This is a genomic window from Jiangella asiatica (assembly GCF_004349065.1).
GTDB classification, from domain to species: Bacteria; Actinomycetota; Actinomycetes; order Jiangellales; family Jiangellaceae; genus Jiangella; species Jiangella asiatica.
In genome coordinates, this window is the sequence record NZ_SMKZ01000033.1 from 24753 (window position 1) to 41758 (window position 17006).

The 17006-nt window shown below is 67.6% G+C and carries 13 protein-coding genes; 6 read left to right on the forward strand and 7 right to left on the reverse strand.

Translation table 11 applies throughout. The annotated features are described in order from the left end of the window. Positions 1–479 precede the first annotated feature (479 nt). The 6 genes from E1269_RS20780 to E1269_RS33005 all read left to right on the forward strand — a co-directional run bounded on the left by E1269_RS20780 (position 480) and on the right by E1269_RS33005 (position 8299). Positions 480–2393: a heparinase II/III family protein gene (locus E1269_RS20780; RefSeq protein ID WP_131898082.1), complete on the forward strand. Its 1914-nt coding sequence runs from the start codon at positions 480–482 to the stop codon at positions 2391–2393. Positions 2394–2395: 2 nt separating this feature from the next. Continuing rightward, positions 2396–3853: an arylsulfatase gene (locus E1269_RS20785; RefSeq protein ID WP_131898084.1), complete on the forward strand. Its 1458-nt coding sequence runs from the start codon at positions 2396–2398 to the stop codon at positions 3851–3853. Positions 3854–3914: 61 nt separating this feature from the next. Then, entirely contained in the window at positions 3915–4907 is a 993-nt protein-coding gene (locus tag E1269_RS20790; RefSeq protein WP_131898086.1) for an ABC transporter permease, read from the forward strand. A gap of 17 nt (positions 4908–4924) precedes the next feature. Further along, positions 4925–6094 carry an ABC transporter permease gene (locus E1269_RS20795; protein ID WP_131898088.1) on the forward strand — a complete coding sequence of 390 codons (1170 nt, stop codon included), beginning with the start codon at positions 4925–4927 and terminating at the stop codon, positions 6092–6094. A 37-nt stretch (positions 6095–6131) separates the two neighbouring features. Next, complete coding sequence (locus E1269_RS33000; protein WP_203433936.1) at positions 6132–7217, forward strand: ABC transporter ATP-binding protein; 1086 nt, start codon at positions 6132–6134, stop codon at positions 7215–7217. Further along, on the forward strand, positions 7214–8299 hold the full coding sequence (locus E1269_RS33005; RefSeq protein WP_239000980.1) for an ABC transporter ATP-binding protein: 1086 nt from the start codon (positions 7214–7216) through the stop codon (positions 8297–8299). The genes E1269_RS33000 and E1269_RS33005 overlap by 4 nt, the downstream gene beginning before the upstream one ends. A gap of 2 nt (positions 8300–8301) precedes the next feature. Here E1269_RS33005 and E1269_RS20805 read toward each other — a convergent pair whose 3' ends face one another. The 7 genes from E1269_RS20805 to E1269_RS20840 all read right to left on the reverse strand — a co-directional run bounded on the left by E1269_RS20805 (position 8302) and on the right by E1269_RS20840 (position 17004). Continuing rightward, the gene (locus E1269_RS20805) at positions 8302–10401 is read right to left on the reverse strand and encodes an alginate lyase family protein (protein WP_162606545.1); all 2100 of its coding nucleotides are present in this window, start codon (positions 10399–10401) and stop codon (positions 8302–8304) included. A gap of 1163 nt (positions 10402–11564) precedes the next feature. Further along, positions 11565–11753 carry a hypothetical protein gene (locus E1269_RS20815; protein WP_131898094.1) on the reverse strand — a complete coding sequence of 63 codons (189 nt, stop codon included), beginning with the start codon at positions 11751–11753 and terminating at the stop codon, positions 11565–11567. 17 nt (positions 11754–11770) lie between these two features. Then, positions 11771–12592 carry a FadR/GntR family transcriptional regulator gene (locus tag E1269_RS20820; protein WP_131898096.1) on the reverse strand — a complete coding sequence of 274 codons (822 nt, stop codon included), beginning with the start codon at positions 12590–12592 and terminating at the stop codon, positions 11771–11773. 93 nt (positions 12593–12685) lie between these two features. Then, positions 12686–13570, reverse strand: coding sequence for a carbohydrate ABC transporter permease (locus E1269_RS20825; RefSeq protein WP_131898098.1), 885 nt, complete (start codon positions 13568–13570; stop codon positions 12686–12688). Next, positions 13560–14489 carry a carbohydrate ABC transporter permease gene (locus E1269_RS20830; protein ID WP_131898100.1) on the reverse strand — a complete coding sequence of 310 codons (930 nt, stop codon included), beginning with the start codon at positions 14487–14489 and terminating at the stop codon, positions 13560–13562. Before E1269_RS20830 ends, E1269_RS20825 begins: the two co-directional genes overlap by 11 nt. After that, positions 14486–15763, reverse strand: a complete 1278-nt coding sequence (locus E1269_RS20835) for an ABC transporter substrate-binding protein (protein WP_131898102.1) — start codon at positions 15761–15763, stop codon at positions 14486–14488. The genes E1269_RS20830 and E1269_RS20835 overlap by 4 nt, the downstream gene beginning before the upstream one ends. 47 nt (positions 15764–15810) lie before the next feature. Further along, the gene (locus tag E1269_RS20840) at positions 15811–17004 is read right to left on the reverse strand and encodes a mandelate racemase/muconate lactonizing enzyme family protein (protein ID WP_131898104.1); all 1194 of its coding nucleotides are present in this window, start codon (positions 17002–17004) and stop codon (positions 15811–15813) included. Positions 17005–17006 lie beyond the last annotated feature (2 nt).

The window sequence follows — 17006 nt, forward strand, 5'->3', positions numbered from 1 at the left end:
AGGGCTTGTCAAGACTCCACGGGATATCGGTACGGACCGTTAATCAATGGAGCATGGGCGGCCGTGGGGAGTTCGGGCGGGAAGCGGCGGGCGCCGCCGAGAACCGCCATCGGGGCGACACGGAGCGGCAATATGCCGGCCGGTGCGGATGCCTTGAGGGGCTGAGTCCTGTATCAGATGCTGCGCGGATAGGTCGGCCGGTGGCCGAGGCGACGCTGACGGACTGCACGCCCCGGAACGCGACCTGCGCGAGTGGATCACAGCCCGGGAAGGGCTAACCCCCGAGGCCTCACCTGGACCCAGAGTGCCGACGAGATCCTCGAGCGCCTCGCCACCTAACGTCAACGAATTCCTGGCGCAGTCTGTCCTAGGCGGGTTGACCGACTGTGGGCCTACCCGCATACTGCCGGGAAGCGCGGTTGAAACCTTCCAATGATGTCTGGACTCCGGCTTACCCCGGGGATGGAGACGGAATTGACGTGACGAACACCGACGGAGCGTTGGCGTCCCACCCGCGGTTGTGCTTGGGCCAAGGCCACCCGGCCGGTGGTTCACCGCTCCCGACGTGGTCGCGATCCGCGGCCGAGGTGGCTCGGCGGGCCGAGGCATACCTGGCGGACTCGTCGTACGACGAGCTGCACGCAACCCACAACGCTCACCTGGGCCGGGCCCGGAGGATGCAGGGTCGGATGCTGACCCTCGTCGCGCAGTGGCAGCGGACTAGGGACGCGCGGTTCCGGGATGCCGCCGTGGCCTGCCTGGATGCGATCGATCAGTGGGAGTACTGGTCGTGGATCACCTGGCGCATGAACGACCCCCGCACTGACGCGATCTTCGACCTCAGCTACGGCGAGAACAGCGCGACGCTCGCCTTCGCCTACGATCTGCTTTACCACGACCTGAGCCCCGCCGAGCGAGAGCGTGTGGCTGACATCGCGCAGCGGCGGGCGCTCGGCCCACTCATCCGGATATTCGGGCGCGAGGCGCCATGGTGGTTCGGCAAGCCGGACACCAACTGGAACCCGGTCTGCGCCGGCGGCGCCGGCCTGCTCGCACTCGCGTTCCGCGACGAGTTGCCGGAGGCGAAGCGGGTCCTCGAGCTCACCGAGGAATCGCTCGATCCCTTCTTCAGGGCGCTCGGTGAGACCAACGGCGGCTGCCCGGAGGGCCTCGGATACTGGAACTACGGGATGCGGTACGCGTTCCTGTACCTGATCAGTTCCGAGCGCGCCACCGGTGGCAAACACCGACTGCTGCGGACCGACACGGTTCGGGCGTCGCTCAGCTTTCCGCTGGACTTCTGCCCGCACGGGACAGCGTGCAGCTTCGGCGACGGGAATCACTGGGTGCCGCTTCCCGCGCACCGGGCCGCGGCGGAGCACCTCGGCGCGTGGGAGGTGGCCCGCGTCCTCGACGACCTCTCGGCGGATATCGACCTGACGGTCGACTACCAGAACTGGGCGACGGCCGCGGAGACGGTGTTGTGGGCACCTCAACCGGTGCCGGCCGACGCGAAGCCGGATCACGGGAACCCGCCGCACGCCGAGCCCCTGGTCACGGTCTATGAGGGTTTGGGCTGGGCGCGGGTGGCCGACCGCTGGCCCAGTCCCGACTTCTACCTGTCCATCCGCGGCGGCACCACGGAGGTTCCGCACGGCCACCTGGACCTGCTGAGCTTCCACGCTGTGGTCGGGGATGAACGGCTGATCGAGAACGTGACCCCAGCCGAATACCTGGACACGACATTCGGCCCGCGGCGCTACGAACTGTTCGAGATGCTGCCACAGAGCAAGAACGTGCCACTCGTGAACGGTGTAGGCATTGCCAGGCCGGCCCGCGTCGATCCCGTTCCGGTCCACTGGGCATCAGCGGCCGGCGTGCGCCTTGACGCCACCTCCGCCTTCGGTGGTGGCCGCGACGACGAGCCCCTGCTGGCCTACGGCGGTCGCCTGTTCTTGATGCTCGGTTCGGCCGGGGCGCTGGTCGTCGACCGGCTGGAACTGGCGAACGAGGGCCGGGTGGAGTCTCGGCTGCACACCCGCGCCCGGGTGGAGCGGACCGCCACCGGGGCCCGGCTGGTCGGGGAACGCCACCGGCTCACCGTGGCGCTGGCGGCAAGTCACCCGTTCGGCCTCACCGTCGCCGCCACCGTTCCCACGACGCCGGGCGACGACGCGACCGTCCTGCGCTGGTGCGGTCCGCAGGAGCTCGGCGTGGACTACTGGTCGGCCGCGCTGCTGGTCCCGGGGGACGCCGACACCGCCGTCGAGCTCGAACCCGGTGCGGGTGGCGCGCGGGTGAGCGTCCGGATCGGCGGGCAACGTACGCGCGTCCTGCTGGGTCCCGGCCTCGAGGTCGCCGATGTGTCACCCGTACCCGCCGAGGAGGGCTAGCGATGCCACGTCAGAACAGGCCGAACATCCTGCTGATCACTACCGACCAGCACCGCGGCGACTGCCTCGGCATCGAGGGGCACCCGGTGGCGCAGACGCCGAACCTCGACTGGCTGGCCCGGACCGGTACGCGGTTCAGGCGCGGCTACTCGGAGTGTCCCAGCTGCATTCCGGCGCGGCGGGTGCTGATGAGCGGCCAGGCGCCGGCCGTGAACGGCATGGTGGGGATGACCGCCGTGGAATGGGACCCGCCGTACACCCTGGCCGGCGAGCTGTCGCGGGCGGGGTACCAGACGCAGCTCATCGGCAAGTTGCATTTCATGCCGTACCGCAAGCGGTACGGTTTCGACCACATGGAACTGGCCGATGGCAGCCGCAAGGCGAGCGGGCCGGTGCCGCAGCCGAACGACTACGTCGACTGGCTGGTGGCCAACACGGGAATGGCGACGGTCGACCCCGCTATCGCGCATGGCGTGTCGGCGAACGGCTGGGTGGGTCGGCCCAGCCACCTCCCGGAACACCTGACTCACACGTCCTGGTGCGCGTCCAAGGCGCTGGAGTTCCTTCAGCGGCGCGATCCGGAGGCTCCGTTCTTCCTCAACCTCTCTTTCATCGACCCGCATCCGCCGCTGACCCCGCCGCCGGTCTACTACGAGCGCTACATCAATCAAGACCTGCCCGGCCCGGTCGTGGGCGACTGGGCCCCCGCGTTCGACGGGCCGGAGAAGGGCATCGACATCGACGACTGGCGGATCAGCCTGGACGAGGTGTCGATGAAACAGGCCCGAGCCGGCTACTACGGCCTGATCAACCACGTCGACGATCAGGTGGGCAGGGTCGTGGATGCGCTGCGGCGCCGAGGCCTTCTCGACGACACCGTGATCCTCTTCACCGCCGATCACGGCGAGATGCTCGGCGACCACAACATGTACCGTAAGACGTTCCCCTACGAGGGATCGGCGCGGGTGCCGTTCTTCGTGCGTCCGGCCGCCGGCATGGACTGTCCGGCCGAGGTGGTCAGCCAGGCGCCGGTGGGACTCCAGGACGTGCTGCCGACGCTTCTGGATGCCGCCGGCATCGAGATTCCGCATCAGGTGACCGGCCGCAGCCTCGTGCCGCTGATGCGTGGCGACCCCGACGTTCCCTGGCGTGACGTGCTGCACGGTGAGCACACCGCCCAGTACCGGGCCGCGGAAGGCATGCACTTCCTGACCGACGGCCACTCGAAGTACGTGTGGTACAGCCAGACCGGGCGGGAGCATCTGTTCAACCTGGACGAGGATCCGTACGAGCTGCACGACCTGAGCCTCGACGGCGACGGAAGCCTGATCGAGCCGTGGCGCGAGCGCCTGGCCGGCGAGCTCAAGGACCGCCCCGAAGGCTTCGTCCAAGATGGGCGCCTGGTGGTGGGGCGGCCGCACGACAAGCTGCTGCCGCACTACCGCACGGGTGCCGTGTAGCTCAGCGGCAGGGCCGACGAAAGGAGTGTTCGCCGATGACGTGGCGCTGGATGAGTGACCGATGCTGAGCTTCATCGCTCGCCGCTTGCTGTACATGGTGCCGACGCTGGTGCTGATCTCGATCGTGGCCTTCGCGATCATTCAGCTGCCGCCGGGCGACTTCCTGACCACGTTCATCGCGAGGATGTCGGCCCAGGGCGAGGCGATCGACCAAGCGCAGATCGATTCGCTGCGGGAACGGTATGGGCTGGACGAACCCATCTACGTTCAGTACTTCAAATGGATCGGCGGGATCGTCACCGACCTCGACTTCGGCCAGTCCTTCGAATGGAAACGGTCGGTAGCCGACCTGGTGTGGGACCGTCTTCCGCTGACGGTTCTGCTCGCCGGAGCGACGCTCACGCTGACCTGGATCCTGGCGTTCCCGATCGGCATCTACTCGGCCGTGAAGCAGTACTCGATCGGTGACTATCTGGCGACGACCATCGGCTACCTCGGCCTGGCCATCCCGAATTTCATGATCGCACTGATCCTGCTGTATATAGGCTTCCGGTACTTCGGGCAGAGCGTGGGCGGGCTGTTCTCACCCGAGTACCAGGACGCGGCATGGAATCTCGGCAAGGTCCTCGACCTGCTGAGCCACATCTGGATTCCGTTGATCGTGCTCGGCACCGCCGGCACGGCCGGGCTCATCCGGATTCTGCGTGCGAACCTCTTGGACGAGCTGCGCAAACCCTATGTCGTGGCAGCACGGGCGCGCGGCGTACCGGAGCGCAGGCTGCTGGTCAGGTATCCGCTGCGAGTGGCGATGAACCCGTTCATCTCCACCATCGGCTGGGTGCTGCCGGCGTTGGTGGGCGGCGAGGTGATCGTGGCGAAGGTCCTGTCGCTTCCGACCACGGGCCCGCTGATGCTCAGCGCGTTGACCAGTCAGGACATGTACCTTGCGGGGTCGATCATCATGATCATCAGCGTCCTGACCGTGGTGGGAACGCTGATCTCGGACATCGCACTCGCTTGGCTCGACCCGCGCGTCCGGCTGCGGCGGCACTGATGGGCAGGGGATGAGTGATGCAGGCTAGTATCCCACCGCCGGTACGGGACGTGCCGGAGAGCGCGGCCGACACCGCAGGCCCTGGCGGCGCCGCGGCGACGACGTACACCGCGAAGCAGTCGACGCTGGTATGGCGTGCGTTCAAGAAGCACCGGCTGGCGATGGCCGGAGTGGCGGTCACGATCGCGTTCTACGTGGTAGCGCTCTTCGCGGAGTTCCTGGCGCCCTATTCGGCGAGCCGGTTCGACGCCGAGTCGACGTTCGCTCCGCCGCAGCTGCCGCAGATCGTGGACATCAGCGACGATGGCTGGGACTGGGGACTGCACGTCAACGGCTACACGTCGTCGATGGACCAGGAGACCTACGCCCAGACGTACGAGATCGACGAGTCCACCAAGATCCCGTTGAGGTTCTTCGCCAAGGGCGAGTCCTACGAGTTCTGGGGTCTGTTCGAGACCAACATCCACCTGATCGGGCCGGCTGATCCGGACCAGCCGATGTACCTGCTGGGAACCGATGGCAACGGGCGCGACCTGCTCTCCCGGATCATCCATGCCACCCGGGTGTCGATGTCGATCGGCCTGGTCGGAGTCACAATGACCTTCGTGCTCGGCGTCGTCCTGGGCGGTATCTCCGGATACGTCGGCGGAAAGACCGACTTGGTGATCCAGCGCCTGGTCGAGTTCTTCATGTCCATTCCCACGCTGCCGCTGTGGCTTGGATTGGCCGCCGCACTTCCGGACCAGTGGGGTCCGCTGCGGCGGTACTTCGCGATCACCGTGATCCTGGCCATCATCGGATGGACCAGCCTTGCTCGCGAGACGAGGGGCAAGTTCATGTCGTTGCGGGAGGAGGAGTTCGTCACCTCCGCCCATCTGGACGGCAACAGCCAGCCGCGGGTGATCTTCCGGCATATCCTGCCGTCGTTCACGAGCCACCTCATCGCGTCGTTGAGCCTGTCCATTCCGGCCATGATCCTGGCCGAGACGGCGCTGTCGTTCCTCGGCATGGGGCTCCAAGCGCCGGTGGTGAGCTGGGGAGTGCTGCTGCAGGACGCACAGGACATCCGCACGGTTGCCACGGCCGCCTGGCTGCTGCTGCCCGGCCTGGCCGTGGTCGCCGCCGTGCTGGCACTCAACTTCGTCGGCGACGGACTGCGCGACGCCGCGGATCCGTACAAGCGGTAGGAGCCGACCATGACAGCAGAGAGAAGGTGAGACGACGATGCCGCAGCCTGACGTACTGCTCGAGGTCAAGGGCCTGAAAACACACTTCTTCCTCGATGAGGGTGTGGTGCGAGCCGTCGACGGGGTGAACCTGACCCTGCCGCGCGGCAAGACGGTATGCGTGGTGGGCGAGTCCGGATGCGGCAAGAGCATGACGGCGCGCTCGGTGCTGGGTCTCATCGAACCGCCGGGCAAGGTGGTGGACGGAAACATCTGGTGGAGCCCGTCGGTCGACCGGGCGCCGGCTGCTATGACGGGCAACGGTGCGCCCATCGACCTCGCTGCCCTGGACCGCCGCAGTGAGCGGCTGCGCCAGATCCGCGGCAAGGACATCGCCATGATCTTCCAGGAGCCCATGGCGTCGCTGTCCCCGATGTACACCGTGGGGGACCAGCTGACCGAGACCATCCGCCTGCACCTGCCGATGAACAAGCGCGAAGCCCGGGATCATGGTGTGTCGCTGCTCCGCCGGGTCGGCATCCCGCGCCCTGAGCAGCGCATGGACGCCTACCCCTGGCAGCTGTCGGGCGGGATGTGCCAGCGAGTCATGATCGCCATCGCGTTGTCGTGCGGGCCGAGTCTGCTCATCGCCGACGAGCCGACCACCGCTCTCGACGTCACCACCCAGGCGCGCATCATCGACCTGCTCGCCCAGCTACAGGCTGACACGGGCATGTCGATGATGTTCATCACGCACGATCTGGGCGTGGTGGCGGAGATCGCCGACGAGGTCATCGTCATGTACCTGGGAACCGTTGTCGAGCAGGGCAGCGTGGACCAGATCTTCCACAACCCGAAGCATCCCTACACGCGCGCACTGCTCGCGTCCATCCCGACGATGGGACGTGGAGCCCGCAAGCGCCTGCCCACCATCCGCGGCCAGGTGCCGCCGCCGCTGAACCGCCCGCCCGGTTGCCCGTACCACCCGCGATGCGACCTGGCCGTCGCCGGCCTCTGCGACACGGCGGACCCGCCCACGGTCGAGTTCAGTGATGGCCACCGTACGCGCTGCGTCTTGCACGATCCGCAGACGCTGCGCGAACACGAAGAACGCATGGTGCGGACCGCGCAGGAGGACACGTGACCGAGCAGACAACCGTCACCGACGATCCGGCCAGGCTCGATCAGGACACGCTGCTGCGCGTCGAGAACGTGAGCATGGACTTCCCGATCCGGAGCCGCGGCTTGTTCTCCCGCACCACGGGGCATGTCCACGCGGTCAATGATGTCAGCCTGGAGATCCGATCGGGCGAGGTGCTGGGCCTGGTGGGTGAGTCCGGCTGCGGCAAGACCACCCTGGGCCGCTGCATCGTGGGGACGAACGCGCCCACCGGTGGGAGCATCCTCTACCGCAAGGACACCGGCGACGTGGTCGATCTCGCCGCGATGAGCAAGAAGGACCGCAGCGCCTACCAGAGCGAGATCCGGGTGGTCTTCCAGGACCCGTTCACCTCGCTCAATCCCCGCATGACCATCCTGCAGATCGTGGGCGACCCGCTGAAGAACTTCGCTTCTCTAGGGCGGTCGGAAATCGAGGACAGGGTTGCCCATATGCTGCAGCGGGTGGGCCTGTCGCCGACCCACATGCATCGTTATCCACACGCGTTCTCCGGCGGCGAGCGGCAGCGGGTCAACATCGCCCGGGCGCTGGTCGCCGAACCCCGGCTGGTCATCGCTGACGAGGCGGTGTCCGCACTTGACGTGTCGGTACGGGCCCAGATCCTCAACCTGCTGCGCGACCTGCAGGACGAGTTCAACCTGACCTACCTGTTCATCTCTCACGACCTCTCCGTCGTGGAGAACATCTGTGACCGGGTGGCCGTCATGTATCTCGGCAAGATCGTCGAGATCGCGGAGACCGACGACCTCTACTCCGCTCCGCGCCATCCCTACACTGAAGCGCTGCTGGCCGCCGTGCCCAAGGCCGACCCGCGGCTGCGCGGGACGGGACGGCGCGTCCGGTTGTCCGACGAGTTCCCGGACCCGTCGAACCCGCCGTCGGGATGCTTCTTCCACACTCGCTGCTCCTACGCCGACGATGACCGCTGCGCCCATGAGCGCCCGCTCCTGCGAACCGTCGCCGGTGTGCAGCAGGCCGCGTGCCACTACGCCGACGAGCTCGACCTGGCCGGCGTCGGCACCGAGGCCGGCCAGGTCGAGCCCTGAGGTCAGCGGTAACGGATGACGGCGAGCTCGTCGGCGGCACCGCCGCTGACGTTGCCGGCGAGAGCGCCGTCGAGGATGGTGCCGTGCGTGACGGGGGACGCCACCGGGTCGGCGGCGGAGTTCCCGGACTTTATGGACCAGCTGAGGTCGTTGCCGACCTCGCGGACGCCGGCCAGCGAGTCGATGCCGTCGCCGTTCCAGTCCCCGGCGACGAAGCGGTCCCCGGTCCGGCCGAACGTGAATGACGGCAGGTAGGTCGGATCGGTGTTGTTGTTGGTGCGCAGGAACATCTCTGTGCCGCGGATGAGACCGGGCGCGTCGATGCCGTTGCCGTTCCAGTCCCCGATGACGAGGCGGTCACTGGCGCGGCCACCGGTGTAGACGACGTCGGCGGGACCGGTGTTGTCGTTGGACAGCAGGAAGGTCTTGCCCATGCGGATGCCGATGGTGTCGTCGCCGTCGCCGTCCCAGTCGCCGACGATCGCTTCGCTGCACGCCCGGCCGTAGTCGTAGCTCTGGGGGTTGGCTCCGGATGCCGAGTTGCTGAGATAGAACGTAAGGCCTCTCCGCCAGCCGGGTGTGTCGTCGCCGTCACCGTCCCAATCGCCGAGGAAATGCGAGTCCGCATTGGCGGCCAGCGCGACCGGTGCGGTCGGCGTCGAGCCGGTACTGGCCTGGTACGTCACGGTCGGCCCGCCGGGCGGGTCGAGCAGCTCGCCGTTCAACAGCGGAGAGGTGGCACCGAAAGTCTCGGTGTCGTTGTAGCTGCGGACTGGTTCGCTGCGGATCACCTCCCTGATCGCGGGGTCGTACGGGTACTCCCGGAATGCCACCTCGGTCGCAGCAAGCCAGTTGGCCTTGATGTTCTGGGTGAACGCGCTGTTCTCGTAGTAGCGGCCTCGGCACGCGACGGCGTCGGTCAGATCACGCTCCGGGTTGACCGGAGCGGAGATGAACGGCGCATAGGTGGCGAAGCTGTCGCGCAGGCTCTCGCCGGAGTCGGGGATGTGCCGCCAGTAGTTGGTAGGTGCGTTGTTGTTCCTGGCCAGCTCCGCCGCGACGGCGACGAACTTCTGGCCGAGCGAGGAGTAGATCAAACCCCGGTCGGGCCCGTCCGGGGCGGTCCGGCTGGTCGCCCGGTATCGGTCGTAGGTCTCCGAGCGGAGCGGATCGGGCCAGCGGTCGTCGTCGGCATTGAGGCTGGGGTCGCGTTCTTGCAGCTGTTGGCCTGGCATGACCAGCACGCCGCCGAACACCTCGTGCAGGTCACGCGGGTTGTCGGGGTCGCTGAGCGCGTAGGAGACGAGATTGGCGTTCCCGGTGGCATACCCGATGGCGAGCTGGCCGACGACGTGCGCGGTGAGGTGGTTGTTGTAGTACTGCCGGTTCAGCCACGGTGGTGTCACCGGCGTCGGCTCCGCCGTCGGCGAGGTCTTGACCTCGGTCGCGGTCTCCCAGAGGTGGGTGCTGTGCTGGATGGGCGAACGCATGCTGGCGAACCAGCGCTCGATCTCGGTGCGCTCCGCGGTTGTCAGGTATGGCTGCAGGATCGCGTAGGCGTCGGCGAACACCACGAGCCTCCGCCCGATGTGCAGGCCGGCCGCATGCGCCATGGCCTTCCCGGGGTAGTGAAAGTCTTGCCAACTCGGCGTCGGATCGTCGGGTGGGAGGTCGGCATTGCAGAAGACGGCCCATTCCATCAGGGCGTCGCGGGCCTTGGTCAGGTAGGCGGTGTTCCCGTTCACGCGGTAGGCGACCGCGAGCGCGTGGATCAGGCGTGCCTCGAGACCGGCGTCCTCGGTCCAGATGCGGATGTCGTCGGACTCGTGCGGCATGAAGTCGCGGGCGAGCCCCTGGTTCGCCTGGTTCTGGACCAGGACCCATGACGCGTAGAACGGCGAGCTGGCGTCGGTGCTGCGGGCTTGGGCTCGCACGATCTCCGCCTCGGTCGTGAGCAGGACCGGGCGCTGGGTGGTGTCGACGGCCGCGGTCATGCCGGCCTCGTTCTTCTGGCTGGTGTGTCCCATCGCTGGGTGGGTGGCGGCTAGGCATGCTGCGACCACCAGTCCGGCGACGACGGAGCGCTTCTTCCCGAACAGCATCGGCCGACTCCTTCGCGCTGGTTGACAGGTGGGCCGATTGTACTGAAACGTTACAATTGGCGCTAGTGCCGAATTTGAGGCATATCCGTAATGCGATTGAGAGCCCACCGCCATGCGGACTCGGAACGCCTCTGGACGGAGGCCATGACCTGCGCCGCGTTCGTCCTGGCCCGCGGCTTCGGCGATTCGAGCCGCCGATCGTGAGGGCGGGGCTGGGTGTTGGCCGTCGTCGTTTATCACGGTGAGGGCGTCATCATGGGCGACGACGAACGGTAGCCGATGCGGCACGGCCGGTCCGGTGATCGGCGACGCCACCGTGACGACGCAGTCGGTGGCTCGGGTGCCGCACGGTCTGCACGTCGGCCCCGGCAGGGAAGTGCCACCGCGACGACCACGCTCGGTCAGGGCGCAGCAAGAGCATGGAAGATCTATGGGCCGATCTTGGCTGGACGATGTCGCCTGCATCTCGTCCGCGGCCCTGAGGGGCAAACGTGTCAGTTGGAGGCCGGCACCACCGAACACATCAACGGCGCCTACACCTTCTCCGAGATGTCCGCGGGTGGCGGTCTCGTGGTTGCGTTGTTCGGGACGAAGAGGTCGCAGGTTCAATCCTGTCACCCCGATCACCGTCACCCCGACCGAGGTGAGACGATATGTAGATCTTCTGGCGGATCGTAGGCATCGGGATGCTTCGGCCGGTGGTGCGGGCTCGCGGGATCGCGGTGCTCAGGGAGCTGAAGTAAGAGCTCGCAGAGGATCGGGACAGGCGAGGTCGGGTGCATGGCGCGCCGCGCCGTGAGTGCGGCGTGCCACCGCTCGTGAGGCCGGCCATGAGCACTTGTCGCATGGTTCTCGTGACGTGGGAATAGCGGCCGCCAGCGGGACGGAACGGCGTTCCTCGGAGGCTCGCTTCTTCGGAAGCCACCTCGAGGCCGCCGTTCGAACAGCCAGTCGTCGAACGGACTGCGGCGCCAGTGCGCGCTGCCGTTTCGGCCGGAAAGACATACCGGTTGCCGTGGCACGGCCGGTCCAGTACTGGACGGTCACGGCAACGAACTCGTCATCTCGACCGGCGAGCAGGGCGGCTCGTTCGGCGATCAGCGTGGCGCCGAGCGGGTCTGTCGTGATCTTCTCCGGGGAGCTGTCCACGCCATGGCCGGAAGTCATGGCCGCGGCGTTGGTCCTTGCTGCGCGTCGGCGGACCCGGCCAGCCGGCCCAGCCCGTGTAGCCAGCCGCGCATGCCGGCGTCGCCGTACCGGTCGAACGCCTCGGCCAAGCGGGCGTCGGCGCCGAACACTTCGTACCCGGTGAGCGGCGGCAGCTGGTTGGTGACCTCGTGCGTGGCTGCCACCTGATCACGGTACGTCTTCAGTCGGAACCCCGCCACGACGGTGTCTCGTCGTGCGTGGCCATGAGCTCGGCGTGCCGGCGGGCGACCTCGTCCAGGATGGCGTCGAGGGACACCGTCGGACCCATCTGTCGTTCCAGCTCACGCTGCGCCACGACGTCGACCCGTCGCTCGAAGTCCGCGCCGTACATGTGCCGGGCGAGCTCGATGTGCTCGGACATGGCTGCGGCGGCCTTGTCGGGTTCGTGGTCGCGGATGGCGCGCCAGATCCTGTCATGTAAGGGGGCCCCGATCTGCCGCACCTTGCGGTCGGAGAGGCTACGCAGCATGAGCTCGAAGATGAGGTTGCTGATGGACGCGTAGGTAATCTCGATGACGGTGTTGTGGCTGGCCCGCACGACCAGCGCATGGAAGGCGAGGTCGAGCTGGGCCTCCTCGAGGACGTGCTTCGCGGCATCGAACTCGTCGAGGCACCAACGCAGGGCCCGCACCTCGAGGTCGGTGGCGTTGAGGGCCGCGAGCCGGGCCGCGTATGTCTCGACCATGAGCCGGGCCTCGGTCAGCTCCCGGACGGTGGCGTTGCGGCGTCGGTAGAGGGCGTCCAGGCTCTTCGCGCCATCCATGGTGTCCGCAGCGCGTACGTAGGTTCCGCGCGACGACTGGATGTCGATGAGACCTTGGTCGGCCAGCCCGCGCAGCACCTCGCGCACCATGGGCCGAGACAGGCCGAACCGTTCGGCCAGGGTGCGCTCGGACGGCAGCTTCGTGCCCGGCGAAAGGCGCCCCGAGACGATCTCGTCGCGCAGATGGGCGGACAGGCCTTCTCGCGTGGGTATGGACATCGGTCTCCCATCACCGTCCAGTCCGCGGGATCTCGACACCCGATCGACCTGCAAGTCTATAAGTATGACGATCAACGGCCCCAGGACGGACGTTCACTTGGAGGCCCCGGCAAGCCCGGCGACGAAGTACTTCTGGAATGCCAGGAAGAGCACCACGGGCGGCGCGGCGAAGACCAACGCCGCGGCCATGACTTCCGGCCATGGCGTGGACAGCTCCCCGAAGAAGCTCGCGATGCCCATGCTGCCCACCCAGTCGGTCGACCGCGTGATGATGAGACGCGCGAACATGTACTCGTTCCAACTCGCGATGAACGCGAAGACGCCCGTTGCGACGACGCCCGGCAACGCCAGCGGGAGGGTGATGCGGAAGAGCACGCCGAGTCGGTTGCAGCCGTCCACACGGGCCGCCTCCTCGATCTCCTCGGGGATCGTGTCGAAGATGGACTTGAGCATCCAGGTGGCGACTGGCACCGCAAAGATGAAGTTTGCAACGACCAGGCCGTGTAGTCCGCCGACGAGACCGAGGTCGATGAACGCCTTGAAGATCGGGATCATGAGCACGATGCCGGGCATCATCTGCGTCGCCAGCGTCAGGAAGCCGGCCACACCGACGCCTCGCGTGTGCCAGCGCGACATGGCGTACGCCCCCCACGCGGCGAACACCAGGGTGAGTGCCGCCGAGCAGACAGCGACGACCAGCGTGTTGCGCAACCAGACGACGATCTCGGTGCTCTCCCATATCGCGCTGAACGCGGCGAAAGTGGGCTCCGTGGGCAGCAGCTGGGGCGGGAAGAGGTACCGCTCACCCCGCGGCTGCAGTGACTGGACGACCATCCAGTACAGCGGCCAGAGCGCGAAGAGCGTGATCAGCATGACGAGCAGCCAGGTCTGACCGGCCCGGCCGGCCCGGCGCACCAGGACGGCTCGTCGCCCTGGCGCCGCGGCACGGCGGCGCGCGTGATCGATGTCAAGCATCATGAGCCCTCCTGGTCCGCAGGTAGACGAGCGCAGGGACAGTGGCGAGCACGAGCACGACGGCGCCGAGCGTGGCTGCCCGGCCGAAGTCGTAGCGGTCGAACGCCTCGATGTAGGCAGCGAGCGAGAGCACGCGGGTCTCGCCGGCCGGACCACCACGGGTGGCCAGGAAGATGACCGTCACGTCCGCGCCGAGCGCCCACACGGTCTTCAGCAGGGCGAGGACGGCGATGACCGGTCGCAGGCCGGGAAGCGTCACGTAGCGGAACTGGGCGAAGGCACCCGCGCCGTCGATGGCGGCGGCCTCGTAGAGCTCCTTTCGCACGTTCTGCAGCCCGGCGAGGAACAGGACGGCGGCGAACGGGAAGCTCCGCCAGATCTGGATCACGATGACGACGGGCAGCGCCCATACCGGTGAGTTCAGCCACGCGATGTTGGCATCTATCAGTCCTGCGGTACGCAGAAGGTGGTTGATGACGCCGTACTGGTTGTCCAGCGCCCATCGCCATACGAGGACGGCCGGCACGATCGGCAGCGCCCACGGCACGATGATCAGCATCCGGACCACGCCCCTGCCCCGGAATGCCCGATTGAGCACCAGCGCCGTCCCGAGCCCGAGCGCGAGTCCGCCGATCACGCTGCCAGCAGTGAACAGCAGTGTGACCCACACCGTCGTCCAGAACGCACCGTCGGAGAACAGGTCCGAATAGTTCTGCACACCGACGAACCGACCGTCGACGGCGATGCTGCCCTCGTAGAAGCTTCGGCGCAGCACCTCCAGAATCGGTAGCAGGAAGCCGGCCGCGAGCACCGCGGCCGTCGGGGCCAGGAAGGCGTAGGGCACCCACGCGCGCCGGGGCCGGCGACGGGCCGCTGCACCGGCCATGGCGCTGCGTGGGGTCTGTGTCAGGGAAGCGGTCATGAGCCGAGCAGCGTCGTCAGCTCGTTCTGGATGGACTCGGCCGTCTCCTCGGCCGACAGGTCGTTCGTGAGCATGGCCTGGAAGCCGTCGCCGACAATGTTCATGACGTCGGTCGCCTGCTCGCCCACGCCGCCGGGAGCGTAGGAGACGGCGGTGGTCGCGGCATCCACGACCTCTTGGAGGTAGGGGTGCTCCGCCAGCAGGTCGGCCGGCACGTCGACGGGCATGCCCGGCGGCACGAACTTCTCGCGGATGGTGAGGTCCAAGATCTGGGGGTCGACGGTGTTGAGGATGAAATCTGCGGCCAGGTCCTTGTGTTGCGCGTCGCGCGGCATGGCCATGAAGAGATTGACCGAGACGCTCGGGTTCGGCAGCGGCGCCTGGGCGAGCGACACGTGCTGGGCCACCTCCGGGTTCGCCTCCTGTGTGGCCACCGCGAGGAAGGGCCCGGTGACGACGGATGCGATCTTGCCGGACTGGAAGGCGTCGACGATGTCGGCGCTGCTCGTCCCCGCGGGCACGAGGCCGTCGTTGTAGAGCCCCTTGACGAAGTCGAGCGCCTCGACGACCTCGTCGGAGGTCGCGGTTGGCTCACCGTCGGTCACGAACGCACCGCCGAAGCCGGCGACGATGGGCATGAGGTACTGGTAGATGTCCGCTGGGCTGGCACCGCCGGTGACGAAGGCCGCCCCGAAGACCTCGTTGTCGGTGTCGCGAATGGCCTCGATGGCCGCACGCCAGTCCTCCGGCGTGGTCGGGATTTCGACGCCGGCCTGTTCGAACAGCTGCCGGTTGAACACGAGCAGGCGCGGGTTGGAATGGGCGAGAAGCCCGTAGACCTCCCCGTCGACGACGGCGACCTGTTCAGCCTCGATCATCGCCTCGACGTCGACGCCGGCCTCCTCCAGCCATGGGTTCAGCGGCTCCAGGAGATCCTGCTGGACCCACTGGGTCATCTGCGGGTCGTAGGGAATGACGACGTCGGGCGCCTGCCCGGACACCATCTGGGTGTAGGCCTGCTGGTGGTAGTCGGCGAACGGGATCACCGGTTTGTCGATGGAGGCGCCCGGGTTGTCAGCGACGGTCAGTTCCTCCATCAGCGCCATGTACTCGGCGTCCGCACCGCCTTCCCACAGGTGGCTGGGCACGCTGAGCACCTGGTCCCCGGGGTCGCCGGTCGACGGCTCGTCCGAGCCGCACGAGGCGGCCACCAGAGTTGCGGCGGCGACGATCGCGGACAGTCGCAACAGCCGGGACGTTCGCGAGATACTCATGTTCCCTCCTGATCGACATCGTTGTGGCGGGAGCGGATGGTGAAGCGTCAGAGCCGGGTGACCCGACGGGCGACGTCCGGCGCATTCATCCGGTCGGCGAGGTCGACGCCGAGCCCGGGGCGCCGGCTGAGGCGGACTGTGCCGTCGGCGACCTCGGGCAGACCGTCGACGAGCTCGCCGTACCAGGTGTGCAGAAAGGCGCGGACGGTCTCCTGGATCAGTCCGTTGGGCTGGCTGAGGACGAGGTGGCAGCACGCCGCGAAGGACACCGGCCCGGTACAGTCGTGGGGCGCCAACGGCACGCCGAACGTCTCCGCCAGAGCCGCGACCTTGCGAGCGTGGGTGATTCCGCCGGTCCACTGCGTGTCAACGGTGACGACGTCGATCGCGCCGGTGCGCAGCAGTGGGAGGAAGCCCCGAGTGCCCACGCACGTCTCGCCCGTAGCAACCGGCACGTCGACGTCGGCGGCGAGTCGGGCGAACGCGTCGACCGCGTCGCCCCGCAGCGGATCCTCGACCCAGTAGGGCTCGTACGGTGCCAATGCCTGGCAGATGCGGGTTGCGGCGGGACGGCTCCACAGGCCATGCAGTTCCACCATGATCGCCATGTCCGCGGGGCCGGCCACGGAGCGGATCTGTTCGATGACGCGGAGCCCGTCGGCGAGGTCGATCGGGGTGATCTCGGTACCGCGCGACGCCTCTGCGTAGCTGTCGAACGGCCACACCTTCATGCCGGTGACACCCTGGGCCAGTAGATCCTCGGTCAATTCGGCTGGCCGCGTCAGGAAGGCCCTAAGGTCCTCGTAGCGTCCGGTCGTGCCGAGGCCCCAGTTGCTGCTGTGCTGGCGGGCTGTCTGGCTGACGTAGCCCGGCCCCGCGCAGGTGTTGTAGATGCGAATGTCGTCACGGACAGGTCCGCCCAGCAGTTCGGCCACTGGTAGCTCGGCGCGCTTGCCCAGCAGGTCCCACAGCGCGATGTCGATGGCACCGAGCGCGCGCTTCTCGATCCCTCCGCCCTGGTAGCCGACGTACGGCTCGAGCAGCCCCGCCAGGCGTTCCGGGCCGAGGTCGTCCTGTCCCAGCACCAGCGGGGCCGCGGAGTCGTGCAGGTAGGCCTCCACCGCGGTGGGGGAGAAGTACGCCTCGCCCAGGCCCGTGAGGCCCTCGTCCGTGTGCAGCAGGACCATGCACACGTTGGGCTGGAACGCGGGGCGCAGGGTCTCGAGCGCCACGAGCTTCATCA